General features: G+C 73.8%; 32 protein-coding genes and 1 tRNA gene. 23 read left to right on the top strand and 10 right to left on the bottom strand.

Annotation, left to right across the window (positions count from 1 at the left end):
- Window positions 1–238: 238 nt before the first annotated feature.
- From ACI791_RS02775 to serB, 7 genes are all read left to right on the top strand, one after another.
- Window positions 239–1369, top strand: coding sequence for a M23 family metallopeptidase (locus tag ACI791_RS02775; RefSeq protein ID WP_456584625.1), 1131 nt, complete (start codon window positions 239–241; stop codon window positions 1367–1369).
- 111 nt (window positions 1370–1480) lie between these two features.
- Window positions 1481–2398, top strand: coding sequence for a cation diffusion facilitator family transporter (locus ACI791_RS02770; protein WP_456584624.1), 918 nt, complete (start codon window positions 1481–1483; stop codon window positions 2396–2398).
- A 38-nt stretch (window positions 2399–2436) separates the two neighbouring features.
- The gene (locus tag ACI791_RS02765; protein WP_456584623.1) at window positions 2437–3483 is read left to right on the top strand and encodes a cytochrome c oxidase assembly protein; all 1047 of its coding nucleotides are present in this window, start codon (window positions 2437–2439) and stop codon (window positions 3481–3483) included.
- A gap of 102 nt (window positions 3484–3585) precedes the next feature.
- Entirely contained in the window at window positions 3586–4095 is a 510-nt protein-coding gene (locus ACI791_RS02760) for a metallophosphoesterase family protein (protein ID WP_456584622.1), read from the top strand.
- An 11-nt stretch (window positions 4096–4106) separates the two neighbouring features.
- Window positions 4107–4949 carry a putative RNA methyltransferase gene (locus tag ACI791_RS02755; protein WP_456584808.1) on the top strand — a complete coding sequence of 281 codons (843 nt, stop codon included), beginning with the start codon at window positions 4107–4109 and terminating at the stop codon, window positions 4947–4949.
- A gap of 64 nt (window positions 4950–5013) precedes the next feature.
- The gene (ctaD, locus tag ACI791_RS02750; protein WP_456584621.1) at window positions 5014–6771 is read left to right on the top strand and encodes an aa3-type cytochrome oxidase subunit I; all 1758 of its coding nucleotides are present in this window, start codon (window positions 5014–5016) and stop codon (window positions 6769–6771) included.
- Window positions 6772–6911: 140 nt separating this feature from the next.
- Entirely contained in the window at window positions 6912–8171 is a 1260-nt protein-coding gene (serB, locus tag ACI791_RS02745; RefSeq protein ID WP_456584620.1) for a phosphoserine phosphatase SerB, read from the top strand.
- Between the two features lie 106 nt (window positions 8172–8277).
- Here serB and ACI791_RS02740 read toward each other — a convergent pair whose 3' ends face one another.
- Both ACI791_RS02740 and ACI791_RS02735 read right to left on the bottom strand, forming a co-directional pair.
- Entirely contained in the window at window positions 8278–8844 is a 567-nt protein-coding gene (locus ACI791_RS02740) for an isochorismatase family protein (protein ID WP_456584619.1), read from the bottom strand.
- Between the two features lie 17 nt (window positions 8845–8861).
- Entirely contained in the window at window positions 8862–10145 is a 1284-nt protein-coding gene (locus ACI791_RS02735; protein WP_456584618.1) for a nicotinate phosphoribosyltransferase, read from the bottom strand.
- Window positions 10146–10204: 59 nt separating this feature from the next.
- On the opposite strand from ACI791_RS02735, the gene clpS reads away from it, so the two are divergent.
- Together clpS and ACI791_RS02725 are read left to right on the top strand one after the other, a co-directional pair.
- Window positions 10205–10501, top strand: coding sequence for an ATP-dependent Clp protease adapter ClpS (gene clpS, locus ACI791_RS02730; RefSeq protein ID WP_456568501.1), 297 nt, complete (start codon window positions 10205–10207; stop codon window positions 10499–10501).
- 31 nt (window positions 10502–10532) lie between these two features.
- A complete protein-coding gene (locus ACI791_RS02725; RefSeq protein ID WP_456584617.1) occupies window positions 10533–11030 on the top strand; it encodes a DUF2017 family protein in 498 nt (165 codons plus the stop codon).
- Here the strand turns inward: ACI791_RS02725 and ACI791_RS02720 are convergent.
- Window positions 10969–11322, bottom strand: coding sequence for a hypothetical protein (locus ACI791_RS02720; protein WP_456584616.1), 354 nt, complete (start codon window positions 11320–11322; stop codon window positions 10969–10971). The genes ACI791_RS02725 and ACI791_RS02720 overlap by 62 nt on opposite strands.
- A 104-nt stretch (window positions 11323–11426) precedes the next feature.
- On the opposite strand from ACI791_RS02720, the gene ACI791_RS02715 reads away from it, so the two are divergent.
- From ACI791_RS02715 to ACI791_RS02685, 7 genes are all read left to right on the top strand, one after another.
- Window positions 11427–11912: a M67 family metallopeptidase gene (locus ACI791_RS02715; protein WP_347059785.1), complete on the top strand. Its 486-nt coding sequence runs from the start codon at window positions 11427–11429 to the stop codon at window positions 11910–11912.
- Window positions 11913–12066: 154 nt separating this feature from the next.
- Entirely contained in the window at window positions 12067–12345 is a 279-nt protein-coding gene (locus ACI791_RS02710; RefSeq protein WP_347059786.1) for a MoaD/ThiS family protein, read from the top strand.
- 50 nt (window positions 12346–12395) lie between these two features.
- On the top strand, window positions 12396–13346 hold the full coding sequence (locus ACI791_RS02705) for a PLP-dependent cysteine synthase family protein (protein ID WP_347059787.1): 951 nt from the start codon (window positions 12396–12398) through the stop codon (window positions 13344–13346).
- A gap of 99 nt (window positions 13347–13445) precedes the next feature.
- Entirely contained in the window at window positions 13446–14270 is an 825-nt protein-coding gene (murI, locus tag ACI791_RS02700; protein WP_456584615.1) for a glutamate racemase, read from the top strand.
- Window positions 14267–15010: an MBL fold metallo-hydrolase gene (locus tag ACI791_RS02695; protein WP_456584614.1), complete on the top strand. Its 744-nt coding sequence runs from the start codon at window positions 14267–14269 to the stop codon at window positions 15008–15010. The genes murI and ACI791_RS02695 overlap by 4 nt, the downstream gene beginning before the upstream one ends.
- 121 nt (window positions 15011–15131) lie before the next feature.
- Window positions 15132–16073: a DNA polymerase domain-containing protein gene (locus ACI791_RS02690; protein ID WP_456584613.1), complete on the top strand. Its 942-nt coding sequence runs from the start codon at window positions 15132–15134 to the stop codon at window positions 16071–16073.
- Window positions 16074–16280: 207 nt separating this feature from the next.
- Window positions 16281–16829 carry a DUF4262 domain-containing protein gene (locus ACI791_RS02685; RefSeq protein ID WP_456584612.1) on the top strand — a complete coding sequence of 183 codons (549 nt, stop codon included), beginning with the start codon at window positions 16281–16283 and terminating at the stop codon, window positions 16827–16829.
- On the opposite strand, the gene bcp is transcribed toward ACI791_RS02685, so the two are convergent.
- The gene (gene bcp, locus ACI791_RS02680) at window positions 16769–17257 is read right to left on the bottom strand and encodes a thioredoxin-dependent thiol peroxidase (RefSeq protein ID WP_347059793.1); all 489 of its coding nucleotides are present in this window, start codon (window positions 17255–17257) and stop codon (window positions 16769–16771) included. The genes ACI791_RS02685 and bcp overlap by 61 nt on opposite strands.
- A gap of 51 nt (window positions 17258–17308) precedes the next feature.
- Window positions 17309–17713: a YjbQ family protein gene (locus ACI791_RS02675; RefSeq protein WP_347059794.1), complete on the bottom strand. Its 405-nt coding sequence runs from the start codon at window positions 17711–17713 to the stop codon at window positions 17309–17311.
- 131 nt (window positions 17714–17844) lie between these two features.
- Here ACI791_RS02675 and rph point away from each other — a divergent pair, with 131 nt between their 5' ends.
- Together rph and rdgB are read left to right on the top strand one after the other, a co-directional pair.
- Window positions 17845–18567 carry a ribonuclease PH gene (gene rph / locus ACI791_RS02670; RefSeq protein ID WP_456584611.1) on the top strand — a complete coding sequence of 241 codons (723 nt, stop codon included), beginning with the start codon at window positions 17845–17847 and terminating at the stop codon, window positions 18565–18567.
- Entirely contained in the window at window positions 18564–19175 is a 612-nt protein-coding gene (gene rdgB, locus ACI791_RS02665) for an RdgB/HAM1 family non-canonical purine NTP pyrophosphatase (RefSeq protein WP_456584610.1), read from the top strand. The genes rph and rdgB overlap by 4 nt, the downstream gene beginning before the upstream one ends.
- A 10-nt stretch (window positions 19176–19185) precedes the next feature.
- Here the strand turns inward: rdgB and ACI791_RS02660 are convergent, their stop codons facing one another.
- On the bottom strand, window positions 19186–19341 hold the full coding sequence (locus tag ACI791_RS02660; RefSeq protein ID WP_456584609.1) for a hypothetical protein: 156 nt from the start codon (window positions 19339–19341) through the stop codon (window positions 19186–19188).
- Between ACI791_RS02660 and ACI791_RS02655 the strand changes: the two genes are divergently transcribed.
- Complete coding sequence (locus tag ACI791_RS02655) at window positions 19306–20613, top strand: DUF6910 family protein (protein WP_456584608.1); 1308 nt, start codon at window positions 19306–19308, stop codon at window positions 20611–20613. The genes ACI791_RS02660 and ACI791_RS02655 overlap by 36 nt on opposite strands.
- A gap of 80 nt (window positions 20614–20693) precedes the next feature.
- On the opposite strand, the gene ACI791_RS02650 is transcribed toward ACI791_RS02655, so the two are convergent.
- The gene (locus ACI791_RS02650) at window positions 20694–21599 is read right to left on the bottom strand and encodes a LysR family transcriptional regulator ArgP (RefSeq protein WP_456584607.1); all 906 of its coding nucleotides are present in this window, start codon (window positions 21597–21599) and stop codon (window positions 20694–20696) included.
- 70 nt (window positions 21600–21669) lie between these two features.
- On the opposite strand from ACI791_RS02650, the gene ACI791_RS02645 reads away from it, so the two are divergent.
- Window positions 21670–22287, top strand: a complete 618-nt coding sequence (locus ACI791_RS02645; RefSeq protein WP_456584606.1) for a LysE/ArgO family amino acid transporter — start codon at window positions 21670–21672, stop codon at window positions 22285–22287.
- Between the two features lie 16 nt (window positions 22288–22303).
- Here the strand turns inward: ACI791_RS02645 and ACI791_RS02640 are convergent.
- Window positions 22304–22384, bottom strand: a tRNA-Leu gene (locus tag ACI791_RS02640).
- A gap of 88 nt (window positions 22385–22472) precedes the next feature.
- Between ACI791_RS02640 and ACI791_RS02635 the strand changes: the two genes are divergently transcribed.
- On the top strand, window positions 22473–22703 hold the full coding sequence (locus ACI791_RS02635) for a DUF3618 domain-containing protein (RefSeq protein WP_347059802.1): 231 nt from the start codon (window positions 22473–22475) through the stop codon (window positions 22701–22703).
- Between the two features lie 160 nt (window positions 22704–22863).
- On the opposite strand, the gene ACI791_RS02630 is transcribed toward ACI791_RS02635, so the two are convergent.
- The gene (locus ACI791_RS02630) at window positions 22864–23478 is read right to left on the bottom strand and encodes a TetR/AcrR family transcriptional regulator (protein ID WP_456584605.1); all 615 of its coding nucleotides are present in this window, start codon (window positions 23476–23478) and stop codon (window positions 22864–22866) included.
- A 125-nt stretch (window positions 23479–23603) separates the two neighbouring features.
- Here ACI791_RS02630 and ACI791_RS02625 point away from each other — a divergent pair, with 125 nt between their 5' ends.
- Window positions 23604–24713 (top strand): EAL domain-containing protein, encoded by a 1110-nt coding sequence (locus tag ACI791_RS02625; protein ID WP_456584604.1) that lies wholly within the window; start codon window positions 23604–23606, stop codon window positions 24711–24713.
- Window positions 24714–24723: 10 nt separating this feature from the next.
- On the opposite strand, the gene ACI791_RS02620 is transcribed toward ACI791_RS02625, so the two are convergent.
- Window positions 24724–25305, bottom strand: a complete 582-nt coding sequence (locus tag ACI791_RS02620) for a histidine phosphatase family protein (RefSeq protein ID WP_456584603.1) — start codon at window positions 25303–25305, stop codon at window positions 24724–24726.
- A 60-nt stretch (window positions 25306–25365) separates the two neighbouring features.
- Between ACI791_RS02620 and ACI791_RS02615 the strand changes: the two genes are divergently transcribed.
- Window positions 25366–26220, top strand: a complete 855-nt coding sequence (locus ACI791_RS02615; protein ID WP_456584602.1) for an aldo/keto reductase — start codon at window positions 25366–25368, stop codon at window positions 26218–26220.
- Window positions 26221–26323: the final 103 nt, after the last annotated feature.

Raw genomic sequence — 26323 nt, 5'->3', positions numbered from 1 at the left:
TTCCCCTTCGTGAGCCGGATCGCGCCGCTCTCAACCATCTACGGCGTGTTAATCACTTTCTGTCCATCCGCGCTTACCCGGAGGCGAATGACATCGCTGAAGCTCGGTGACCCGGTTCACAGAACTGCAGGTCATTACCCCCATCCTCAGATCACGAACCCATCACGGCGTGTTTACATGGGCCCCGCTCCTCTCCCCGGGAGTCGCAGTGCAATGTCCGCCGACGGAAGTCAGGTGCATGAGCTCGCTCCACCACGACCGCCTCCCCCAGGAGGATGCGGCGCCGGCCGAGACGGCCACCCCGTCGCTCGCCCCGGTCCGCTCCACCAGCGGGGACGTCGAGGAGAAGGCCCCGTCCACGGTTCCGCCGCAGCGCGAGGGGAAGGCGCAGGCATCCGAGGTCCGTCGGGCCACCATCGCCCGGGAGGCCGCCACCGAGGTGGCGGCGGATGCGGCCCCGGTGCGGCGCCGGCCCACCCCGTACAAGCGGTCCGCGGTCGATCTCACCGCCCTGGCTCCGGTCACCGACATCGCCGCGCTGGTCGACGCGCCCCTCGCCGCACCTGCCGCCGTCGTCGTGGTGAAGGACGCCCCGGCCGCCCTGGCCGCTGCCGGGGCCGGCGGGCGCCGCGGGCTCCTGGCCCGACGCCCGCCGTCGGGGCGTCGGCGTTCCGCGCTCTACCTCGCCGCCGTTCTGGTCGGGGCGCTCGGCGTGAGCGGCGCCTCGGTCGGCGAGCCGGCCGCCGTGGAGACCCACACGGTCAGCCACTCGGTCAGCGTGGCCGAGCAGCTGGGCATCGAGGGGTCCGCCTCGGCCGAGGTCGTCGACGCCGAGGACACCTCGCTGCTCCGCGAGATGGTGGTCAGCCGCAACGCGCGCGACGCCGAGCGGGCCGCTGCCGCGAACGCACAGGCGGAGGCCGACCGGCTCGCCACCGAGGAGGCCGCGCGCGCCGCCGCCGAGGCGGCCCGCCCGAAGGCCGTCCTGCCCGTTCCCGGGGGCCGGCTCACCAGCGGCTTCGGTCCGCGGTGGGGAACGCTGCACGCCGGCATCGACCTCGCCGCCCCCATGCGCACCCCGGAGTACGCGGCGATGGACGGCGTCGTCCTCGAGGCGGGCGCGGCCAGCGGATACGGGCTGGCCGTGTACATCCAGCACGGCAACGGCGACGTCACCGTCTACGGGCACATGGACGAGATCCTGGTCGAGCCGGGTCAGATCGTCCGCACCGGCGACACGATCGCGCTGCTCGGCAACCGTGGTCAGTCGACCGGCCCGCACCTGCACTTCGAGGTGCACGTCGGCGGGATCGACGGGCAGCGGATCGACCCGCTCCCGTGGCTGCGGGAGCGCGGCGTCGCGATCTGATCGCCGGCACCACCACGACGACGCCCCCCGCCGGACCGTTCCGGCGGGGGGCGTCGGGTGTGGTGGAGACTTCCGGTGTCCGTCCGGAGAGTGGTAGGGGAGAGCACGTCCATGGGGCACGGCCACGCGCACGGAGCGGAAACGGCCGCGGGGCCGCAACGCCGCCGGCTCGCCGTCGTCCTCGCGCTCACGGTGGCGGTGCTCGGCGCCGAGGTCGTCGGCGCGGTGCTCTCCGGGTCGCTCGCCCTGCTGGCCGACGCCGGGCACATGGCCACCGACGCCGCCGGGATCGCGCTCGCCCTGGGTGCGGTGACGCTGGCGCAGCGGCCGGCCCGGGGACGGCGGACCTTCGGCTGGCAGCGCGCGGAGATCCTCGCGGCCGTCGCCAACGGCGTCCTGCTGCTCGGTGTGGCGGGCTACGTGCTCGTCGAGGCGGTGCGGCGGATCGGGAACCCGCCCGAGGTGGGGTCGGCCCTGATGCTCGCCATCGCCGTCGTCGGGCTGGTGGTGAACCTGATCGGCCTGGCGGTGCTGCACCGCGGCCGCGGTGAGTCCCTGAACGTGCGGGGGGCCTACCTGGAGGTCCTCGCCGATGCCCTAGGATCGGTCGCCGTCATCGTCGCCGCCGTGGTCATCGCCACCACCGGCTGGACCCCTGCTGACACCGTCGCCTCCCTGGTCATCGGCTGCCTCGTCCTGCCCCGGGCGTGGCACCTGCTCCGCGACGCCCTCGACGTGCTGCTGGAGGCCGCGCCCCGCGGGGTGGACCTGGACCAGGTCCGCGCGCACATCGTCGCCGTCGACGGGGTCCTCGGTGTGCACGACCTGCACGCCTGGACGATCACCTCCGGGCTGCCCGTGCTGTCCGCGCACGTCGTCGTCTCCGACGAGGCGCTGGCAGTCGGCCACGGCGGCCGGGTGCTCGACGCACTCTGCGCCTGCCTCGGAAGCCACTTCGACATGGAGCACTGCACGTTCCAGCTCGAGGCCGAGACCCACGCCGGCCACGAGGCGCCCGTCCACGACTGACGCCGATGTCGATCCGGTGACCGGATCATCGTGAGCCGGTGCACCCGCGGGGAAGGAAGGGGGCGGCCGACCCGCCGCCGGTGGGACAGTGGGGCCGCACGACCGGCCGGCTGGAGGAGATCGCGGTGGAGCACGGGCACCACTCGGGCATGTGGGTCCCCGAGGACCCGCCGACGTGGGGGCGGATGTTCCTGCCGCACCTGGAGGGCTGGTCGGTCCTCGCGGTGCTCAGCGTCGTGGGCCTGGTCGTCTACCTCGCCGCGGTCGTGCGGCTGCGCCGCTCCGGGGTGAGCTGGCCGTGGTGGCGCACCGTCGCCTGGACCGGCGGGGTCGCGTCCCTGTTCGCGGTCACCGGCACCTGGCTCAACGGCTACAGCATGGTGATCTTCAGCGTCCACATGGCGCAGCACATGGTGCTGTCGCTGATCACGCCACTGCTGCTGCTGCTGGCCGCTCCGGTGACCCTGGCGTTGCGCACGCTGCCGCGCGGACGCGGTGCGGCCGGTGCGCCCCGGGCGCTGCTGCTCGACGCGCTGCACAGCCGGTTCGCGCACTTCGTGGCGCACCCGCTGTTCACCGTGCCGCTGTTCATCGCCAGCCTCTACGGCGTCTACTTCACGCCCCTGTTCGACGCGCTGATGTCCGGCCCGGCCGGGCACCAGTTCATGCTCGCCCACTTCGTCGTCACCGGCCTGCTGTTCTTCGGCCCGATCGTGGCCCAGGACCCGTGGCCGCGGACGCTGAGCCACCCCGGCCGGATGCTGGAGCTGTTCCTGCCGGTGCCCTTCCACGCCTTCTTCGGCGTGGCGATCATGTTGGCCGGGTCGCTGGTGGTGGACACCTTCGCCGTGCCGCCGGTCGGGTGGGGCATCGACCCGCTGTCGGACCAGGGCGCGGCCGGCGGCATCGTCTGGGCCTTCGGCGAGCTGCCCACGGTGCTCGTCCTCGCCGTCGTCTTCTTCTCCTGGGCGCGGTCGGACGACCGGCAGGCCCGCACGATCGATCGCACCGCCGACCGCACCGGCGACGCCGAGCGGGCCGCCTACAACGCGCGGCTGCGCGCGCTCGCCGACCGGCAGGGCTGAGGGAAGGACCCCCGCTGCCTCGCACTCCTCGCCGGCTCGCTGCGGGGCGCGGTCGCTGGATCGGCCGCGGCAGGACGGTGGGCCGCCTGGGACGATGGTGCCGTGCCGGTCTCTCTGGTGTTCACCGCGGACACCCACGTCCCCACGCGGGCGCGTGACCTACCTCATCCGCTGTGGTCGGCCATCGACGCGGCCGATGTCGTGGTGCACGCCGGCGACTGGGTCGACGTGCCACTGCTCGACCGGTTCGAGGAGCGGTCCCGGCGGCTGGTCGCGGTGTACGGCAACAACGACCACGGACCGCTGCGGGAGCGGCTGCCCGAGGTCGCTCGCACGGAGATCGAGGGCATCCGCTTCGCCGTCGTGCACGAGACCGGGGACGCGAAGGGTCGTGAGGTGCGGTGCGACGCACGGTTCCCCGATGTCGACGTGCTCGTCTACGGGCACAGCCACATCCCGTGGGACACGACCGCGCCGTCCGGCCTGCGCCTGCTCAACCCCGGTTCGCCCACGGACCGGCGCAGACAGCCCCACGGCACGTACGCCACCGCCGTCGCGGACGCCGGCCGGCTGCGCGACGTGACCTTCCACCCGGTGCCGCCGCGCCGGTGAGCGCCCCGCCGCTGGATCCCCGCGCGGTCGCGCTGCTCGCCTGCCCGGTCTGCGCCGCCCCGTTCGCGGCCGGGCCGGGGGACACGGGGCTGTGCTGCGCCGAGGGGCACTCCGTCGACCGTGCCCGGCAGGGCCACCTCACGCTGCTGCCGCCCGGGCGACGCCCGGCGACCGGTGACTCGGCCGAGATGGTCGCCGACCGGGTGGCGTTCCTCGCGGCCGGCCACTACGACGCCGTCACGGCCGCGCTCGCCGACGCGGTGACAGCGCCGGGGGCGCCGGCGACCCTGCTCGACCTCGGTGGCGGCACCGGCCACCACCTGGCCCGGCTGCTCGACGGGCTCCCCGGGGCGGTCGGCGTGGTCCTCGACGCCAGCCGCTACGCGGCCCGCCGGGCGGCGCGGGCGCACCCCCGGGCCATCGCGGTGGTCGCCGACACCTGGGCTCGGCTGCCGGTGCGCGACGGCGTCGTCGACCGGGCGCTGGTCGTCTTCGCCCCGCGAAACGGCCCCGAGATCGCCCGGGTCCTCCGTCCGGAGGGCCGGCTGGTCGTCGTGACCCCGGCGCCGGACCACCTCGGTGAGATCATCGCGCCGCTCGGGCTGCTGCGGGTGGATCCCGGAAAGGCCGGACGGCTGGCCGCAACCCTGGAACCCCACCTGGTGCGCGAGGGCGCCGAGCGCCACCGCCGCACGCTGCGGCTGGACCACGCTGCGGTGGCGACGCTGGTGGGGATGGGCCCCCATGCGCGGCACCTCACGGCCGCCGGGCTGGCGGCGTCGCTGGCGCGGTTGCCGGCCGACGTGCAGGTCACGATCTCCGTCGACGTGGCCACCTACCGGCGGGTGCCGTGACCGCTCCGGCGCGCCCGGCCCGCCCGATCTGAGGTGCCGCGCGGCACGGTCTAAGCTGCGAGCCGTGACGATTGCACCGGCGCCCATCGTGAGCCGGCCCAGCCCGGCTCACGTGGTCGACAAGGGCTCGCGGCTCTCGAACCTGCTGCGGACCACCGACCACAAGACCATCGGCCTCATGTACCTGGCCACCTCGTTCGCCTTCTTCATCGGTGGCGGCCTGATGGCCTTGCTGATGCGCGGTGAGCTGGCGCGGCCGGGTCTGCAGTTCCTGTCGCCGGAGCAGTACAACCAGCTCGTCACGATGCACGGCACGGTCATGCTGCTGATGTTCGCGACGCCGCTGTTCTTCGCGTTCTCGAACCTGATCATGCCGCTGCAGATCGGTGCTCCCGACGTCGCCTTCCCGCGGCTGAACGCCTTCTCCTACTGGCTGTTCCTCTTCGGCAGCCTGATCGCGGTCTCGGGCTTCCTGACCCCGGGCGGCGCCGCCGACTTCGGCTGGTACGCCTACACCCCGTTGTCGGGGGTGGTGCACTCCCCGGGCCCGGGAGCGAACATGTGGTTCGCCGGCCTGGCGGTCAGCGGTCTGGGCACGATCCTCGGTGCCGTCAACTTCATCACCACGATCGTCTGCCTGCGGGCGCCGGGGATGACGCTGTTCCGGATGCCGATCTTCACCTGGAACACGCTGGTGACCAGCATCCTCGTCCTGTTCGCGTTCCCGATCCTCACCGCGGCGATCATGGGCATGCTGGCTGACCGCAACCTCGGCGCCCTCATCTACTCGGACGAGAACGGTGGGCCCATGCTGTGGCAGCACCTGTTCTGGTTCTTCGGGCACCCCGAGGTCTACATCATCGCCCTGCCGTTCTTCGGCATCGTCACCGAGATCATCCCGGTCTTCGCCCGCAAGCCACTGTTCGGCTACAAGGGCATGGTGTTCGCGACGATGGCGATCGGCGCCCTCTCGCTGGCGGTGTGGGCGCACCACATGTATGCCACCGGCGCGGTGCTGCTGCCGTTCTTCGCCTTCCTGACGTACCTGATCGCCGTGCCCACCGGGATCAAGTTCTTCAACTGGATCGGCACCATGTGGCGCGGTCAGATGACGTTCGAGACGCCGATGCTGTTCTCCATCGGCTTCATGATCACCTTCCTCCTCGGTGGCCTGACCGGTGTGCTCCTGGCCAGCCCGCCGCTGGACTGGCACGTCAACGACAGTTACTTCGTCGTCGCCCACTTCCACTACGTCGTCTTCGGCACCGTGGTGTTCGCCGCCTACGCCGGCATCTACTTCTGGTTCCCCAAGATGTGCGGCCGGATGATGGACGAGCGGCTGGGCAAGCTGCAGTTCTGGCTGACCTTCATCGGCTTCCACGCGACGTTCCTCGTCCAGCACTGGCTCGGCAACGAGGGCATGCCCCGCCGGTACGTCGACTACCTGCCCACCGACGCCTTCACGCTGCTGCACACCGTGTCGACGATCGGATCGTTCATCCTGGGCGCCGCCACGATCCCGTTCGTCTACAACGTGGTGAAGTCCTGGAAGTACGGTGAGCTCGCCCTGCGCGACGACCCGTGGGGCCACGGCAACAGCCTCGAGTGGGCCACCTCCTCCCCGCCGCCCCGGCACAACTTCGTGGAGATCCCGCGGATCCGCTCGGAGCGCCCGGCGTTCGAGGCGCACTACCCGCACCTGGTCGAGCGGCTGCACGCCGAGGCGCACGCCGGTAAGCGGCACGAGCCGTACGGCGGTGTCAGCGAGCTGGTCGGCGACACCGGCCGGCGTCAGGGCGAGAACGACCCCGACCCGACCTGACGAACGCCCTCCCCCGGGGGCGAGCGACCTCGAACGCCCCGCAGGCCCTGCCTGCGGGGCGTTCGGCCGTTCCGGGCGTCGCCCATGCGGTCACCGGGGGGAGCGGCCGGGCGGCGGAGCGGGTGCGGCACGATGACGGAGTGCCGCTCGATGCCCCGCTGCGCCAGCTCCCGGACACCCCTGCACCGCAGGCGGTGCTCACCGTCACGGGCGCCGACCGGCCCGGCGTCACCGCCCGGCTGTTCTCCGCCCTGGCCGGCACGGGCGGGGACGTGCCGGCGGTGGAGGTCCTCGACGTGGAGCAGGTCGTGGTGCACGGGCACCTGGTGCTCGGCGTCGTCGTCGGGGCCCTGCCGGGCGACGGCGCGCCCGTCGTCGACCAGGCGGAGTTCCTGGCCTCCCTGCGCCGCACCGCCGACGTCGTCGCCGCAGCGGTCGGGGTGGACGTCACCGTGGAGCCGGCATCCGGGCCGGCCGCGGTCGGCCCGGACGCCGGCCGGCCGCACCACGTGATCGTGCTGGGTCGCCCGGTGCCGCCCCAGGCGGTGGCCGGCGCCGCGCAGGCCGTGGCGGGCATCGGCGGCAACATCGACGCCATCCGGCGGCTGTCGGACTACCCGGTCACCAGCTTCGAGCTCACCGTCTCGGGGGCCGAGGCCACGGCGCTGCGCACCGCGCTCGCCTCGGTGGCGGCCTCCACCGGAGCGGACATCGCCGTCGAGCAGGTGGGGCTCGCGCGGCGCAGCAAGCGGCTGATCGTGCTCGACGTCGACTCCACCCTGGTCCGGGGCGAGGTGATCGACGAGCTCGCCGCCCGCGCCGGACGGGCCGCGGAGGTCGCCCGCATCACGGCGGCGGCGATGAACGGCGAGCTCGACTTCGCCGAGTCGCTGCGCGCCCGCGTCGCCGTGCTGGCCGGGCTGCCCGAGGAGGTCCTCGACGAGGTGCGTCAGCACCTCGTGCTCACGCCGGGCGCGCGGACGCTCATCCGGACGCTGCAGCGCCTCGGCTTCCGCTGCGGGATCGTCAGCGGCGGGTTCACGCAGATCACCGATCCGCTGGCCGAGAGCCTCGGGCTGGACTTCGCCGCGGCCAACACGCTGGAGGTCGTCGACGGCCGGTTGACCGGCGGGCTGGTCGGGGAGATCGTCGACCGGCCGGGCAAGGCCCGGGCGCTCACCCGGTTCGCCGCGCAGTACGGCATCCCGCTGGACCAGACGGTGGCCGTCGGCGACGGCGCGAACGACCTCGACATGCTGAACACCGCCGGCCTGGGCATCGCCTTCAACGCCAAGCCTTTCGTGCGCGAGCAGGCCCACACCGCGCTGAACCAGCCCTACCTGGACGCCGTCCTGCAGGTGCTCGGGTTCACCCGCGACGAGGTCCTGGACGCGGTGTGATGTCGATCAGTGCCCCGGCCTGATCGACAAGGGTCCTGGCCAGCACCGGTCGTGCGCCAGGACCACGGGTGGTGAGCCAGGACGTCGTCCGGCGCGACCCCGGGCCTCACGAACCGTGGACTGCTCCTGCCAGCTCCACGCCGGCGGTGCGGAGCTGGTCCAAGGCCGCCTCGGTGGTCGCCGGCGAGACCCCGGCGGTGAGCGGGAGCAGCACGCGGGTGGTGAACCCGGCGGCGACGGCGTCCAGCGCGGTGGCGCGGACGCAGTGGTCGGTGGCGATGCCGACGACGTCGACCGACCCGACGCCCCGGCCGCGCAGCCAGTCGACCAGCCCCACCCCGTCCGCCGACCCCTCGAAGCCCGAGTAGGCGGCGGCGTACTCGCCCTTGTCGAACACCGCCTCGATCGGGCTGCGATCCAGTGCGGGGTGCAGCTCCACGCCGCCGGTGCCCACGACGCAGTGCTCCGGCCAGGTCTCCACGAAGTCCGGCGCCGCGGCGAAGTGGTGCCCGGGATCGATGTGGTGGTCGCGCGTCGCCACGACGTGGTCGTAGCCCGCCGAGCGGACGTGGTCGGTGATCGCGGCCGCGACCGCGGCGCCGCCGGCCACGGCCAGGCTGCCGCCCTCGCAGAAGTCGTTCTGCACGTCGACGACGATCAGTGCGCGGGTCATGGGCCGATCATGCCGGTTCAGGCGGTCAGCGTCTCCAAGGCGGGCTCGCCACGGGACAGCGCCCAGGCCTCGGCGGGCAGGGCCTCCCGCACCCGCGCGTGGTGCTGCCGGGCCCGCTGCAGCATCTGGCCGGGGGAGGCGGGGTCGCACAGCTCCCCGTCCCGGACGAGGGGCAGCAGCAGGTCGCGGTCACCCTCCTGCGGTTCGATCCGCCCGCTGCTCACCACCTCGGCGGTGGCCGTGCCGTCGGACGCGTGCCGGCGGACCGCGGACTTGCGGCCGCCCACGGAGTTCTTGCCCTCGGACCGCTTCGCGACCGGGACGCCGTCCCGCGCCACCAGCTTGTAGACCATGCCGGCCGTGGGCGCACCCGAGCCGGTGACCAGCGACGTCCCCACGCCGTAACCGTCCACGGGTGCGGCCATGAGGCCGGCGATGGCGTACTCGTCGAGGTCGCTGGTGACGATCACCCGGGTGCCGGTGGCGCCGAGCTCGTCGAGCAGCTGGCGGGCGCGGGTCGCGAGCGTCGGCAGGTCGCCGGAGTCCAGCCGGATCGCGCCGAGCTCCGGGCCGGCCACCTCGATCGCCGTCCGGATGCCCTGCTCGACGTCGTAGGTGTCCACCAGCAGCGTGGTGCCCACCCCGAGGGTGTCCACCTGGGCGCGGAAGGCCGCGCGCTCGTCGTCGTGCAGCAGCGTGAAGGCGTGCGCGCTCGTGCCGGTCGTGGGAACGCCGTAACGCCGGCCGGCCTCCAGGTTCGAGCTGGCCCCGAAGCCGACCAGGTGGGCGGCGCGGGCGGCGGCGACCGCGGCCTCCTCGTGGGTGCGCCGCGAGCCCATCTCGATGCACGGCCGCTCGCAGGCGGCGGCCACCATGCGGGCGGCGGCCGAGGCGATGGCGGAGTCGTGGTTGAGGATCGACAGGGCCAGGGTCTCCAGCAGGACGCCCTCGCCGAACGACGCACGGACGGTGAGCACGGGGGAGCCGGGGAAGAACAGCTCTCCCTCGGCGTATCCGTCGACGTCCCCGCTGAAGCGGAAGCCGGCCAGCCAGTCCAGCAGCCGGCTGTCGGTCAGCCCCTGGGCCCGGAGCGTCGCCAGCTCCTCGTCGCCGAAGCGGAACCCCGGCAGGGCCTCGAGCAGCCGCCCGGTGCCGGCGACCACCCCGTACCGGCGGCCGTGGGGGAGCCGGCGGGCGAACACCTCGAACACGCAGTCCCGGTCGGCCGTGCCGTCGGCCAGCGCCGCGGCCAGCATCGTCAGCTCGTAGCGGTCGGTGAGCAGCGCGGTAGCCGTCGGCATGGCTCCGGAGCGTAGGTGGAGCCGGCTCACGGGGCCGAATCACGTCCTAAGGTGGACCCGTGGCCGGACCGCTCGCCCCGACTCGGGCCCCCGAGACGACCGAGGAAGAACTCGGTGACCTGGACCGGCCGTGGGTGACCATCGTCTGGAACGACCCGGTCAACCTCATGACGTACGTGACGTTCGTGCTGCAGGAGCTGTTCGGCTACGACGAGCCGACGGCGACCGCGCTCATGCTGCAGGTGCACCACGACGGCCGGGCGATCGTCAGCTCGGGCCCCCGGGAGCGGATGGAGCACGACACCAGCCGGCTGCACGCCTACGGGCTGTGGGCCAGCTACCAGCGCGACTCGTGAGCGGGCGCGTGACGAGCGCCGAGGAGGTCGCGTGAAGCCGTTCCGTTCCCGTGGGGGCCGGCTGGTCGCCCGCCTGGACCCGGCGGAGGCCGGCATCGTCGGGCTGCTGCTCGACCAGCTGGAGCAGCTGCTCGACGCCGACCCGGCCGACAGCACCGGCGACCCGGTGATCGCCCGGCTGTTCCCGGCGGGGCACCGCTCGGACGCCGCGCTGGCCGAGGACTACCGCGGCCTGACCGAGCAGTCGCTTCGCGGTGGCAAGTCCGACGACCTCGCCACCGTGCGCGCCACGCTGCCCGACGGCGGAGGAGAGGTCCGGCTGGACACCGACCAGGCCGGCGCCTGGCTGCGCACCAGCAACGACCTGCGGCTGGCCCTGGGCACGCGGCTGGACATCAGCGAGGAGTCCGAGCCGCCGGAGGAGATCGTCGACGAGGGCGACCACCAGCTGGCGGTCTACTACTGGCTCACCGCGCTGCAGGGGTCGCTCGTCGACGCGCTGGTCGCCGCTCGCGCCGGCCGAAGGTGAGCAGCACCAGCGCCGCCACGAGCAGGTCCAGGATGAAGAGCACGCGGACCATGCCGTGCAGCTCGACGTCGACGACCATCGCGCCGATCGTGGCGACCAGCACCACCGCCGAGACGGTGGACAGCAGGAGCAGGAGCAGCGCGCGCAGCACCACGAGGACGACGACGGGAGCGCGGTCGCCGGGCTGGGCCGCGCTGTAGCCGCGGTGCCGGAACAGCCCCCGGACACCCAGGACCAGCGCCGGCAGGGCCACCAGCACCACGCCGGTGATGAGGAGCGACGGGAGCCACACGCCAGCGACCGTATCCGGCCCCGCCGGTCTCCCGGCGCACGCCCGGCCGGAGATGCACGGGGGTGACGCGGAGACGGCGGGGCGGGCAGGCCTAGACTGGCCGCGTGCTGCGCATCGACCGCGCGACCTACGACGCCATCGTGGCCCACGCCCGGAAGGACCATCCGGACGAGGCATGCGGCGTCGTCGCCGGGCCCGAGGGGACCGAGCGTCCCGAGCGCTTCGTCCCGATGCTCAACGCGGCGCGGTCGCCGACGTTCTACGAGTTCGACAGCGCCGACCTGCTGGCCCTGTACCGGGACATGGACGACCGGGACGAGTGGCCCGTCGTCGTCTACCACTCGCACACCGCCACCGAGGCCTACCCGTCGCGCACCGACATCGGGTACGCGTCGGGCCCCGCTGCCGACCCCCGCACGCACTACGTGCTGGTGTCCACCCGCCACCACGGCCCCGAGACCGGCCTGGCCGGTGACGAGGTGGAGTTCCGCAGCTACCGCATCGTCGACGGGGAGGTGTCGGAGGAGGAGGTCGAGATCGTCGAGTCCTACCTCTTCGGGCACTCGCCGACGACGGTCGTCTACGACTGAAGAAACACCCCGTTCCCCCCACGCCTCGCAGGCTCGGCGCGGGTCCCTGAACGGGGGCGGAATCCCGCGCGTCCGTCGGGCGTTGCCCGGACCAGACGCACCACTGCTGCCTCGCGCAGCGCCCCCACATCCACGTCCCGAGGAGAATCACGCCATGGCCATCGAGGTCCGGATCCCGACCATCCTGCGCACCCACACCGGCGGCGACAAGACCGTCGAGGGCAGCGGGGACACCCTGGCCGCACTCATCGACGACCTCGACAGCAAGCACTCGGGTCTGAAGAACCGCCTCGTCACCGAGGAGGGCAAGCTGCACCGCTTCGTCAACGTCTACGTCAACGACGAGGACGTGCGCTTCACCGGCGCCCTGGACACCCAGGTCAAGGACGGCGACTCGGTGACGATCCTCCCGGCGGTCGCGGGCGGCTGCTGAGCGGCTGCTGCGCTCCCCGTTCGCCCGCCCCGCATCCCGGAAGAGTTGCCATGGCCCGCTTCGCCTCCCTCGTCGACTCGCTCGGCGGCACCCCGCTGGTGGGGCTGCCGAACCTCTCGCCGACCTCGGACGTGCGCCTGTGGGCCAAGCTCGAGGACCACAACCCCACCGGCTCCATCAAGGACCGCGCCGCGATCAGGATGATCGAGGCCGCCGAGAAGGAGGGGCTGCTGCGGCCCGGCTCGACGATCCTGGAGCCGACCAGCGGCAACACCGGCATCTCGCTGGCCATGGTGGCCCGCCAGCGCGGCTACGAGCTCATCTGCGTGATGCCGGAGAACACCTCGGTGGAGCGCCGCCAGCTGCTCGAGATGTACGGCGCCCGGATCATCTCCTCGCCGGCCGCCGGCGGCTCCAACCAGGCCGTCGCCGTCGCCAAGGAGCTCGCGGCCGAGCACGACGACTGGGTGATGCTCTACCAGTACGGCAACCCGGCGAACGCGCTCGCGCACTACGAGGGCACCGGCCCGGAGATCCTCGCCGATCTGCCGTCGATCACCCACTTCGTCGCGGGCCTGGGCACCACCGGCACGCTGATGGGCGTCTCCCGGTACCTGCGCGAGCACAAGCCCGGTGTGCAGGTGATCGCCGCGGAGCCGCGCTACGGGGAGCTGGTCTACGGGCTGCGCAACATCGACGAGGGCTTCATCCCCGAGCTCTACGACGCCTCGCTGCTGGACTCGCGGTTCTCCGTGGGCCCGGAGGACGCGATCCACCGCACCCGCCAGCTGGTGGAGCGCGAGGGCGTCTTCGCGGGCATCTCCACCGGCGCGATCCTGCACGCGGCCCTCGGCATCGCCGACAAGGAGGTCGCGGCGGGGCGGTCGGCCGACATCGTCTTCATCGTGTGCGACGGCGGCTGGAAGTACCTCTCCACCGGCGCCTACGCGGGCACGCTCGAGGAGGCCACCTCGGCGCTCGAGGGTCAGCTCTGGGCCTAGCAGGAGGGACCCGTCTCCTCACCGCCCGCACGCTCCCGGCGAGCCTCGGGACGGGGCCGGCCGCGGCTGTCGGAGTCGCGGGCTAGCCTGACCGGCGTCATGGTGACCCAGCCCGGAGCCGACGCACCGATCGGCATCTTCGACTCAGGGGTCGGCGGGCTCACCGTCGCCCGTGCGGTGCTCGACCAGTTGCCCGGCGAGGCGGTCCGTTACATCGGGGACACCGCGAACGGCCCGTACGGGCCGCTGCCCATCGCCGAGGTGCGCCGGCACTCCCTCGCGGTGATGGACGAGCTCGTCGAGAGCGGGGTCAAGATGCTCGTCGTCGCCTGCAACTCGGCCAGCGCCGCCTCGCTGCGTGACGCCCGGGAGCGCTACGACGTCCCGGTCGTGGAGGTGGTCCTCCCTGCCGCGCGCCGGGCCATCGCCGCCACCCGCAACGGCCGGATCGGCGTCATCGGCACCCAGGCGACCGTCACCAGCGGCGCCTACGACGACGCGTTCGCCGCCGCGCCGCACGTGTCGGTCACCTCGGCGGCGTGCCCGAGCTTCGTCGACTTCGTCGAGCGGGGGGTCACCAGCGGCCGGCAGCTCCTGGGACTGGCGCAGTCCTACCTCGACCCGCTGCTGGCAGCCGGCGTGGACACCGTCGTCCTGGGCTGTACCCACTACCCGCTGCTCACCGGCGTGCTGTCGGTCGTCCTGGGCGACGGCGTGACCCTGGTCTCCAGCGCCGAGGAGACCGCCAAGGACGTCTACCGGGTGCTCACCCGCGCCGATCTGCTCCGCGACCCCGGCGCCGCGCCGCCGCAGCACGTCTTCCTCGCCACCGGCGACCCCGAGCCCTTCGCCCGGCTGGGGCGCCGGTTCCTCGGCCCCGAGGTCGGCGCGGTCCTCGGTGCCGGACGGGTGGGGGCCGCGTGAGGCTCACCGTCGTGGGCTGCTGCGGGAGCGGCCCCGGGCCCGACTCGCCCGCCTCCTGCTACCTGGTCGAGCACGACGGCTTCCGGTTGGTGGTCGACCTCGGCAACGGCTCCTTCGGCGCCCTGCAGGGGCTGATCGACCCGGGCAGCGTCGACGCGGTCTTCCTCTCGCACCTGCACGCCGACCACTGCCTCGACGTCGCCCCGTTCGTGGTGTGGCACCGCTACTCGGGCCGCTCGCCCGGCTCGCTGGTGCCGCTGTACGCACCGGTGGGCGCCGAACGCCGACTGGCCCTCGCCTACGACTTCGACGGCGACGGGCTCACCGACGTCTTCGACTTCGTCCCGGTCGGCCCCGGGGCGCTCACCATCGGCCCGTTCGAGGTGGCGCTGGCCCGCACGGCCCATCCCATCGAGACCTACGCCATCCGGCTCACCGCCGGCGGTCGCTCGCTGGTCTACACCGGCGACACCGGCCCGTGCGACCGGGTGGTCGGGCTGGCGCGAGGGGCCGACGTGCTGCTCGCCGAGGCGGCCCACCCCGACGACCTCCCGGAGCAGCCGCCGGGCCTGCACCTCACCGGTCGGCAGGCCGCGCAGCACGCCGCCGATGCGGAGGTCGGGCGGCTGCTGCTCACGCACATCCCCGCCTGGGTCGACCACATCGGGCAGCTGTTGGCGGCCAGCTCGGTCTTCCCCGAGACCGAGCTGGTGCGTCCGGGAGCGGTCTACGAGCTGTAGCTGACCGGCGCCCGGCGACCGGTCCTCGCACGAGCGGCCGTCCGGCCGTCCACGGCTTCGCGCCGCCCGGCCGGGCGACGAACGGTTGCCGTGACGTGGGCGGCCGGGCAGCGTGAGCGGCGTGGCTGACGAGGAACGCGACGGTGTGCCGCTGAGCAGCCTGGACTCTCCCCTCGGGGACGGGCTGGGGGTGACCAAACGGGCGCTGGTGGACCACCTGGACGCGGTGGCCGACCGGCTGGTCCCACTGCTCGCGGGCCGGCCGCTGTCGGTGATGCGCGTCCGCCCGGGCCAGGTGCCGTTCATGCAGCGCAACGTGGCCAGGGCCCCCGATTGGGTGCGGACCGTGACGGTGTGGGCGGAGTCGGCGCACCGGGAGGTGCACCAGGTGCTCTGCGACGACCGCCGCACCCTGCTCTGGCTGGCCAACCAGCGCGCGGTCGAGTTCCACGTACCCTTCCTCCCGGTCGGCTCGCACGAGCCCACCGGCCTCGTGCTCGACCTCGACCCGCCCGACGGCGCCGACTTTTCCGCCGTCGTGGCGGTCGCCCGGCTGGCGCGGCAGGCGCTCGAGGAGGTCGGCCTGGCCGGCGCGGTGAAGACCAGTGGATCCTCGGGGCTGCACGTCGTCGTGCCGGTGCACGGCTCGCCGGTGGACGACGTCGCCGCGGCCACGCGGGCGCTGGCCCAGCGGGCGGCGCAGCTGGATGTCGACATCGCGACGACGGCCTTCCTCAAGGAGGAGCGCGGAGGTCGGGTCTTCGTCGACTCCACCCGGTCCGGGACGGGCACGGTCGTCGCTGCCTACAGCCCGCGCGTGCGGCCCGGGCTGCCCGTGTCCGCGCCGGTCGACTGGACCGACCTGGACGCGGTGCGTCCGGGCGACGTCACCGTGACGACGGGAGCGGAGCGGCTGGAGGACTGGTCGGCGCTGCTGCCCGCACCCCAGGAGCTGCCGGCCGACCTGGTCGCCGAGGGCCGTTCGATCCCGGTCGCGCGAGTGCAGGCCATGCACGAGGGCCGACGGCGAGCACGTGCCCGCCGGGCCGCCGGGAGTGGCTGACGGGCCGAGGAACCGGGTTCTGGGAGGCGCGGCGGCGGCCGTACGGGCGCCCGACCTCGAGGCCGCCACCACGGTCCTCGACGCGCTGGTGCTCAGCGTCTTCGGCCTCGAGACGGCCTGACGGTCCTCGTCCCCAGCCGGAGGCGTCGTCCACTGGTGGCCCGACTGCGGGGCCGGCTGTCGGTACCCGGCCGCACGCTGTGCGGCATGACGATCGATCCGCAGACCCTCGCGTGGCTGGACCAGGAGGACAGCCGGCTGGCGCAGACGGTCCGCGCCCACCGGGTCGCCGTGCAGTACGTGATGCGCGGCGAGGAGTCCGACGAGCCCCCGTTCGGCTACACCGTCGGCCTCTTCGGGGTCGGCCACCCCGAGCTCGTCGTGGTGGGAGTCGGCCACGGGACCGCCTGCGCCGTCCTGGACGACGTGGCCGGTCTGGTCCTCGGGGGCCGGAACCTGGTGCCCGGCGAGGTGATAACCGACGGCGGGGCGGGGCTGCTCACGGTGGAGGAGCTGCCCAAACCCGGAGAGGTGCTGTCAGCGCCAACCGCTTCTACCAGCGCCCCGACGAGTACTCGGTGCCCGCCTACCAGCTCACCTGGGCGCACCCGGGTGGCAGCTTCCCGTGGGAGCCGGGCTGGCCCTGCCCGCCGGAGTGCCAGCCGCGGCCGGGCAGCTGGCGTGCGTGAGGCTGCTCAGTCCAGGCCGAGATCCCGGCGCAGCTTGGCGACGTGCCCGGTCGCCTTGACGTTGTAGGAGGCGCGCTCGACACGGCCCTCGGCGTCGATCACGAAGGTCGACCGGATGACCCCGACGACCTCCTTGCCGTAGAGCTTCTTGGTCCCGTAGGCGCCGTAGGCCTGCATGACCTGCTTGTCGGGGTCGGAGACCAGCGTGATCCGCAGGCCCTCCTTCTCCCGGAACCGGGCCAGCTTCTCCACCGGGTCGGGCGAGATGCCGATGATGTCCAGCCCCGCCTCGGCGAGGTCGCCGGCGGCGGCGGTGAAGTCGACCGCCTGGGTGGTGCAGCCGGGCGTCAGCGCGGCCGGGTAGCAGTAGACGATCACGCGCCGGCCGCGGTAGGAGGCCAGCGACACGGGATTGCCGTCGGCATCGGGCAGCGTGAACTCCGGCGCCGGGTCGCCGACGGTCAGGCGGACGGGGGCGGCGTCGGTCTCGGTCATGCCGCGCATCCTGCCGTGTCCCGGCGCCGCCCTCGCAAGGGGGCGGGGGCCTTACCCGGCCACGAACGAGAAGCGCACCTGCCGTTGGTGGTTGTCGGTGTTGGTGTCCACCAGGCAGATCCGCTGCCAGGTGCCGAGCATCAGCCGCCCCTCGAGCACGGGCACGCTGGCGTGCGGCGGCACGAAGGCGGGGAGCACGTGGTCGCGGCCGTGCCCGGGGCTGCCGTGCCGGTGTCGCCAGCGGTCATCCCGGGGCAGCAGCTCGTCCAGTTGGGCCAGCAGGTCGTCGTCGCTGCCCGAGCCGGTCTCCAGGATCGCCAGCCCGGCGGTGGCGTGCGGCACGAACACGTGCAGCAGGCCGTCGCCCTCCGACTGCACGAACTCGGCGCAGTCGTCGGTCAGGTCGACGACGACGGGGACGCCCCCGGTCCGGACGGCGCGCAGCTCCGATCTCATGAGGGCGATCCTGCCCCGTGGACCGGTTCGGCGTGCGGTGGACCGGCGCCGGCCGTCGTCGGCGCGGGGCCGTCGCCCGACGACGGACGCCGCGGCGGGGTGACGGCGCGCGAGCACTACCCTCGGTGTCCGTGACCCGCCCCGACGGCCGTGCGGCCGACCAGCTCCGTCCGGTGACCATCACCCGCAACTGGCTCGACCACGCCGAGGGCTCGGTGCTCGTGGAGTTCGGCCGCACCCGGGTGCTGTGCGCCGCCAGCGTCACCGAGGGCGTGCCGCGCTGGCGCAAGGGCTCGGGTCTGGGGTGGGTGACCGCCGAGTACTCGATGCTGCCGCGCGCCACCCACACCCGCAGCGACCGCGAGTCGGTGCGCGGCAAGATCGGTGGCCGCACGCACGAGATAAGCCGGCTGATCGGCCGCTCGCTGCGCGCCGCCGTCGACCTCGGCGCGCTGGGGGAGAACAGCATCGCCATCGACTGCGACGTCCTGCAGGCCGACGGAGGCACGCGGACGGCGGCCATCACCGGGGCCTACGTGGCGCTGGCCGACGCCGTCTCGTGGCTGGGCGAGCGCAAGAAGCTGGCCCGCCCGAAGGCCATCGTGCAGTCGGTCGCCGCGGTGAGCGTGGGCATGATCGACGGCGAGCCGCGGCTGGACCTGCCCTACGAGGAGGACGTGCGCGCCGGCACCGACATGAACGTGGTGTGCACCGGCGACGGCGGCTTCGTCGAGGTGCAGGGCACGGCCGAGGGCGCGGTGTTCGACCGGCCGAGCCTCGACGCGCTGCTGGACCTCGCGGTGGCCGGCTGCGCCGAGCTCACCCGCATCCAGACCGAGGCGCTGGCCCGGTGAGCACCCGGCTGCTGCTGGCCACCCGCAACGCCGGCAAGCTCGCCGAGCTGCAACGGCTGCTGGAGAGCGCGGTGCCGGGGGTGGAGGTCGTGGGTCTGCGCGACGTCGAGGAGTACCCCGAAGCGCCGGAGACCGGTGCGACGTTCGCCGACAACGCGCTGCTGAAGGCGCGCGAGGCGGTGCGGTACACGGGCCTGCCCGCGGTGGCCGACGACTCGGGGCTCGCCGTCGACGCGCTCAACGGGATGCCAGGGGTGCTCTCGGCGCGCTGGGCCGGCCGGCACGGGGACGACGACGCCAACACCGCTCTCCTGCTGGGGCAGCTGGCCGACGTCCCGGACGAGCGGCGGGGGGCGGCGTTCGTGTGCGCGGCGGCGCTGGTCACCCCGGACGGCACGGAGCACGTGCTCCAGCGGGAGTGGCGCGGCACGGTCGTCCGGGAGAAGCGGGGGAGCAACGGCTTCGGGTACGACCCCGTCTTCGTGCCGGCCGGCCTGGCGCAGACCTCCGCCGAGCTCACGCCGGCGGAGAAGGACGCCCGCAGCCACCGGGGACAGGCGTTCGCCGCGCTCGTGCCCGTCCTCGCGGAGGTGCTGGGGGGCCGCTGAGGCGGGCCGCTCAGCCGCGCCGCAGGCTGAAGGCCAGCCAGTCGAGCGAGTCCTCCTCCTCGGGCTGGCGGTGCCGGCCGCGCCGGTGCAGCTGCTCCTCGTCGGCCGGCTGCTCGTCAGCCTGCCGGCCATGGAGTTCGTGCGCCTTCTCCTCGTCGTCGCCCACATCATCGGCCTGTCCCTGATCATCGGCCCGCTCCTGTTCCAGGTGGCCCGGAAGGCGCATGTCGACACGACGCTCATGCAGGTCGGAGCGCTCACCCAGCTGGTCACCGGCCTGGCGCTGGTGGGCGTGCGGGAAGCCGGCGACCTCGCGGTCGACCACGTGAAGATCGGCGTCAAGCTGGCCGTCACGGTGCTCCCGGCCGCGCGGAAGCAGAAGGCCGCCGACGCCGGCCGGGCCGCCCCGAAGTCGCCGCTGCCGTTCTTCCACACCGGTCTCCCACCTGCGCTGGGCGGACCGGCTACTACTGACGCCGGAAGCGTGAGCCGCGGTCGTCGCGGGCACACCGCAGGGATGCGGGTCTTCGTGGACGGCACCAGGGCGCTGCGGTTCGACGACGGGACGCCGGTGACCGCCGCATCCGGGGTGGGGCCGCTCGGCGACGGCTGGCTGGTGGTGCAGGACGACGGCACGTTCGCCGCCTGGTGCCGTCCGGACACTGTCCACCGGCTGCGAGTGCTGCCGCCGGTGGACGGCCTGGACGTGTTCCGGCAATCGGAGGGCACCAAGCACCTCAAGCCGGATCTGGAGGTCGCCTGCCCCGCCGAGGTGAACGGCGAAGCTGCCGCGCTGCTGCTCGGCTCGGGTTCCTCCCCGCGCCGCATGCGCGGGGTCGTCGTGCGGCTGGAGGAGGGCGAACCGGTGGTCCGGTCCGCCGAGCTGACCGCGCTCTACGCGCGGGTGGCCGAGCGGCTGGGCCTGCCGATGGACGCCGTCAACCTCGAGGGCGGGAGCCTCTCGGAAGGCGTGGTGCGGTGGTTCAACCGCGGCAACCTGCAGGCCGGCATCCGGTCGGCCAGCGTGGACGTGCCGCTGGACGCCCTGGTCGCCGCGGTCCTCGGCCGGGGAGAGCCGTCCGCGGTGCCGGTGGACGGGCCGCAGGAGTACGACCTCGGTCAGGTCGAGGGCGTGGGCCTGGCGGTCACCGACGCGGTCGCGCTGCCCGACGGGCGGGTGCTGCTCAGCGCCGCTGCCGAGGACACCCCGAACGCCGTGGACGACGGGCCGGTCGTGGCCACGGCGCTGGCCCTGGTCGAGGGGGACACCGTGCGGGCGGTGGCGCCGATCCCGGAGATCGGCGGGCACGTGCACAAGGTCGAGGGCCTCGCCCTGCAGGACGTCGGCGACGGCGTCGTCCTGCTGCTCGCCGTGGTGGACGACGACGACCCGGCCGCGCCGTCGGCCGTGCTGGACCTGCGGGTCGAGCTCGACTGATCCCCGCAGCCACCGGCGAGGACCCGGCTCCGCACGCCCGGGGCAGGGATCGCCGGGGTAAGCCGCCGGGCCGGGGGCTCCTACGGCGACCGGTGGAGCCGGGTGCGCGCGGCGTCGACCAGCGCGCGGGCGACCCGGTCGAGCGGGCCGGCCTCCAGCCGCCACTGCTGCCAGTAGAGGTCGACGTCGACGGCACCGGCCGGGTCGAACGACGGAACCCCGGGACCGTCCCCAGTGGACGGTGCGGAGCGGTCGTCGGCGCACTGGAGCTCCGGCAGCATGCCCCAGCCGAAGCCGAGCGCGACGGCGGTGACGAAGTCCGCCGAGGAGGGGACGTAGTGGATCGGCGGGTCCGCCGCCGGGAGGTGCCGGCGCAGGTAGGCGTGCTGGAGGTCGTCGCGGCGGTCGAACACGACCACGGGCGCCCGCTGCAGGGCGGCGGCGTCGGGGCCGTCCGGGAACCAGCGGTCGACGAAGACGGGCGCGGCGCAGGGCAGGTAGCTCATCCGGCCGAGCGGCGTCACCCGGCAGCCGGCCACCGGCTCCGCGTCGGAGGTGACCGCCCCCATCACCGTGCCCGCCCGCAGCAGCGCGCTGGTGTGCGTCTGGTCGGAGCTGTGCAGGTCGAAGCGGAGCTCGCCGGCCAGCGGCGCCAGCGCCGGCAAGACCCAGGTGGCCAGCGAGTCGGCGTTGACCGCGATCGGCACCACCGGTGTGCGGCCGGGGGAGGCCGGGTCCAGCTGCCGGCTGGTGTCGTCGACGAGCAGCCCCACCTGGCGGGCCAGTCGCAGCACCGGCTCGCCGGCGGCGGTGACGGTGGCCGGCCGTCCGCGCTGCACCAGGACCCGACCGGCAGCCACCTCCAGGGCGCGCAGGCGCTGGGAGACCGCGGACGGGGTGACGTGCAGCCGTCGTGCGGCCGCCTCGAGGGAACCCTCGTCGATCACGGCGACCAGTGTCCGGAGCTGCCCCAGGTCGACGTCCATGAAGCAACGCTAATGCAGGATGAGAAACACGAGTTGGACTGTCCTGGGGCCCGCTTCTAGCGTGGGTTCCGTGACGACAGGACTGCTGGCCGCAGTGACCGGGCTCGGAATGGGCCTCTCGCTGATCGTGGCCATCGGGGCGCAGAACGCCTTCGTGCTCCGGCAGGGCCTGCGCATGGAGCACGTGACCGTGGTCGTGGCGGTGTGCGCGGTCTCCGACGCGGTCCTCATCCTCCTCGGGGTGGCCGGCAACTCCTGGCTCAGCGCCCGCCTGCCCGACGCCATCACCGCCATCCGCCTGGGCGGCGCCGCCTTCCTGCTCGGCTACGCCGCGCTGGCGGCCCGCCGGGCGTTGCGCCCGTCCTCGCTCGCCGTCGACGCCGGCGGCACCCGCAACGGGCTGCTGGCCACCGTGCTGACGTGCGTGGCCCTGACCTGGCTCAACCCGCACGTGTACCTGGACACCGTGCTCCTGCTGGGCTCGGTGGCCGACAGCCACGGTGGCGGCCGGTGGTGGTTCGCCACGGGCGCCGTCGTCGGCAGCCTGCTGTGGTTCAGCGGGCTCGGCTACGGCGCGCGCCTGCTCCGGCCGCTGTTCGCCCGCCCGGCGGCCTGGCGGGTCCTCGACGCCGCCATCGCCGTCGTCATGGCCGGGCTGGGTCTCGGCTTGCTCCTCAGCGCGTTCTGACGTCCGCGCCGGATCGTGCGGGAGGGGGGAGTCGAACCCCCACGCCCGAAGGCACCAGATCCTAAGTCTGGCGTGGCTGCCGTTACACCACTCCCGCGTGGCTCCGGAGTCTAGGAGCACCCCGGTCGGGTGCCCGGGAGGACCGTCACTGAGCTGACCTGCGTCGCGTCTGGCAGGCTGTCGCCGTGCCCCGCGACCCACGACAGATCCAGCTCGAGATCGATGCGGCCCGCGAGTCGCTGGCCGCCACCCTGGACCAGATCGCCTACCGGAGCAGCCCGACCCGCCTGAAGGCGCAGGGCAGGGATGCCGTGCAGCGGTTCCTGCAGACCCCGGCGGGCAAGGCCACGATCGGCGCCGTCGGGCTGCTGGTCACGCTCGTCCTGGTCCAGAAGGTCCGGCACCGCAAGGACTGACGCGGAGCGCCGCGACCGGGCCGGCGGTATCCGGGGTGGCCTGGTCCTACGGGGACCCGGCGCCGGCCACGAGCACCTGCGCTCGGCCCTCGCGTTCCACCCAGCCGAGGTGGACCGGCCCCGTGAGGGCGGGCCCGCACCCTCGGCTGGTGAGCGAGGCTCAGGCCTCGGCGCGCACCAGCGGCAGCACGACGGTGTCCAGCACCTCGTCGGCGAAGGCTTCGTCGACGGGGCGGTGCGTCAGCAGCCAGCGCTGCACCAGCAGGGCGCTGATCGCCTCGGCGGCCACCGAGGTACGGAAGGACGGGGTGATCTCCCCGCGGGCCTCGGCGTTCTGCCAGACCTGGTCGAAGGACTCCCGCCAGACGGCGAGCGGCCCGTTCTCGAACGCGTCCGCCAGCGCCGGGTGGCGCGGCACGGTGGACAGCAGGGAGAGGGTCGCCGCGCCCGTCGGGCCGTTCACGACACCCACCAGGGTGTGCATGATTTCCCGCAGGTCACGCTCGAGGGAACCGGTGTCGGGGCTGGTCGCCACGTCGCGGTTCAGGTCGGAGATCGTGTCGACGACCAGGTCCTGCTTGGTGCGCCAGCGCCGGTAGATCGTCGCCTTGCCGACCCCGGCTTCCGCCGCGACCGCGTCCATGGTCAGCGCGCCGTAGCCCACGTCGGCCAGCAACCGGAGGATCGCGGCGCGGATCACGCCGTCCCGGCTCGGGTCGCGGGGCCGGCCGCCGCGGCTGGGGCGGTCGACGTCAGCGGTGGGGAGAGCGGCCATGGGCAAACCTTAGACACTCAAGTTGTGAACCGGCTGGAGGCCTCCTGGCACTACCCCCGGAAGTGGGTTGCGATACCGCCGCGCGCCTGTCCCGCGCCTCCGTGCCGGTAGGTCACCCTCGTTCCGTGGGAACCATCTGCGGCGGCGTCTGCGGGTGCCGCCGGAACTGGGACGTGCCCGGCCGGGCGAGCCGCGCCCTGCTGGCCACCTCGATCGGGCATGTCCTCCCGCACGTCGCCCGGACGGCCAAGGCCCTCGGTCTCACCGTCCACTCCGCGCCTCAGCTGGTCGACGTCGTCGACGAGCGCGGCGGCCGGGGGCTCGAGCGGCTGTTCCAGCGGCTGGCCCGCGAGCTGACCGCGGCCGAGACCGAGGCGGTCCGGGTGGCCACCGACCCGCCGGTCGACGGGGCCACGCGCACCGCCCGCCTGCTCACCGCGCCCACCCTCGCGGTCGAGCTGGCCCGGCGCGGGGTCACCGTCGAGGTCGGCGTCCTGGCCGAGGCCGAGTTCTGGTCGGTCTACCAGCCGATCGTGTCGCTGGCCGACCGCTCGGTCGTCGCCCACGAGGCGCTGCTGCGCGGCCTGGTCGACGGCCGCGAGGTGGGCGGCGGCGACCTGTTCTTCGTGGCCGAGTCCGCGGGGTGGCTGGACCGGCTGGACCGCATCGGCCGCGAGTCGGCCATCACCGGTGCGGTGCCGTGGCTGGGCGACCACGACCTGTTCATCAACTCCGACCCGGCCTCGATCTACCGCCCCCAGGTGTGCCTGGCCGGCACCGAGCAGGTCGCCCACGAGACGGGGGTCGAGCCGCACCAGCTGGTGTTCGAGGTGGTGGAGTCGCACGCCATCGCCGACCGCGGGCACCTGGTGTCGGTGCTGGAGCACTACCGCTCGCTGGGGTGGCGGGTGGCGCTGGACGACGTCGGCGCCGGCTGGTCGAGCCTGTCGCTGCTGGCCGCCGTGCGGCCGGAGGTGGTGAAGCTGGGCAAGGGACTGGTGCAGGAGCTGCCCGACGACGGCGCCCGCACCGTGCTGAAGGCGGTCACCGACCTGGCCCACCAGCTCGGCGCGGTGGTCGTCGCCGAGGGTGTCGAGACCGAGCAGCTGGCCGAGGAGGTCACCGCGCTCGGCGCCGATCTGGGGCAGGGCTGGCTGTTCGGCCGGCCGGTCCGGCCCGAGCTGCCGGCGGAGGAGCCCGGGGGCCGCTGGCAGCCGGTGGAACGCGTCCGCTGAGCCGCTGCGGTCAGCCCAGTGCCCAGCCGGTGAGCACCGGGCGTCCGTGCTCGTGGCCGAGGACGCCGTAGCGCCCGGCGGGGAGGGCGAACAGCGCACCGGCTTGGGGGGCGAGCCTTAGCCACCGGGCCGTGAGCACGCGCAGCACGTGCCCGTGCGCGACCAGGGCGACGTCGCCCTCGCCGAGCCGTGCGCGGGCGCGGTCGAGGACCCGGTCGACCCGCCGGCCGACGTCGTCCAGCGCCTCGCCGGGCATCGCCGCGGTGGCGGTGCCGTCCCGCCAGATCGACCACTCGCGGCCCAGCTCCTCGCTGATCTCGGCGGTGGTGCGCCCTTCGTAGTCGCCGTAGTCGATCTCCACCAGGTCGGGGTCGACGTCGGTGGCCGGGAGCCCGGCCAGTTCGGCCGTGCGCCGCGCCCGCCCCAGCGGGCTGACCCGGACCTCGACGAACTCTCGACCGGCGAGGACCGCGCGCAGCCCGCGGGCCTGCTCCTCACCCTCGGGCAGCAGCGGGAGGTCGGTGGTCCCGGTGTGCTGGCCGGTCCGGCTCCACTCCGTCTGCCCGTGCCGCAGCACCACGATCTCGCCCACCGGTCCATCGAACACGCCTGCCCGGGAACACGCGCGGGGGTGGCCGCGCTGGCCACCGGCATGACCACTGCACAGCTCAGCGACACGTTCAGCATCGGCGGCGACCTCCCCGTCCACCGGCTCGGCTACGGAGCCATGCAGCTGCCCGGCCCGGGCGTCTGGGGCGAGCCGGCCGACCGCGCCGCCGCGGTCCGCGTGGTGCAGGCCGCCGTCGAGCAGGGCGTCGACTTCATCGACACCGCCGACTCCTACGGCCCCGAGGTCAGCGAGCAGATCATCGCCGAGGCGCTGCATCCCTATCCGGAGCACCTCGTCATCGCGACCAAGGCCGGGCTGACCCGCCAGGGCCCCGGCATCTGGACGCCGGTCGGCCGCCCGGCCTACCTCAAGCAGCAGGTCGAGCTCTCGCTGCGGCACCTGAAGGTCGACCGCATCGACCTGATCCAGCTGCACCGCATCGACGCCGAGGTTCCGCTGGCCGACCAGCTCGGCGCCTTCGCCGAGCTCAAGGAGCAGGGCAAGGTCCGGCACATCGGCGTCTCCGAGGTGTCGGTCGAGGAGCTGGAGGCAGCCCGCGGCATCACCGAGATCGTCAGCGTGCAGAACCTCTACAACCTCACCAACCGGCAGAGCCAGGACGTCCTGGACTACGCCACCGGCGAGGGCATCGCCTTCATCCCGTGGTTCCCGATCGCCACCGGGGACCTCGCCGCGCCGGACAGCCCGGTCGCCGACATCGCCCGCGAGCTGGATGCCACGCCGTCGCAGGTGGCGCTGGCCTGGCTGCTGCGGAAGTCGCCGGTCATCCTCCCGATCCCGGGCACCAAGTCGGTCGACCACCTCACCGAGAACCTCGGCGCCGCGCGGCTGACGCTCTCCGACGAGGACATGACCCGCCTCGACGCGATCGCATAGTCGTCCGCCGGACGACACCGCCGCCAGGTGCCGTCCCGACGGGCGACGAGCCGTTGCGCGAGCGGCAGCGGGGATCCTCCGGGCCCGCGCTGCAGCCTGCCGA

The organism is Blastococcus sp. SYSU DS0973 (assembly GCF_054051055.1).
Note: the sequence above shows the minus strand (reverse complement) of the source record. Positions and strands in the feature narration are given on the sequence as shown.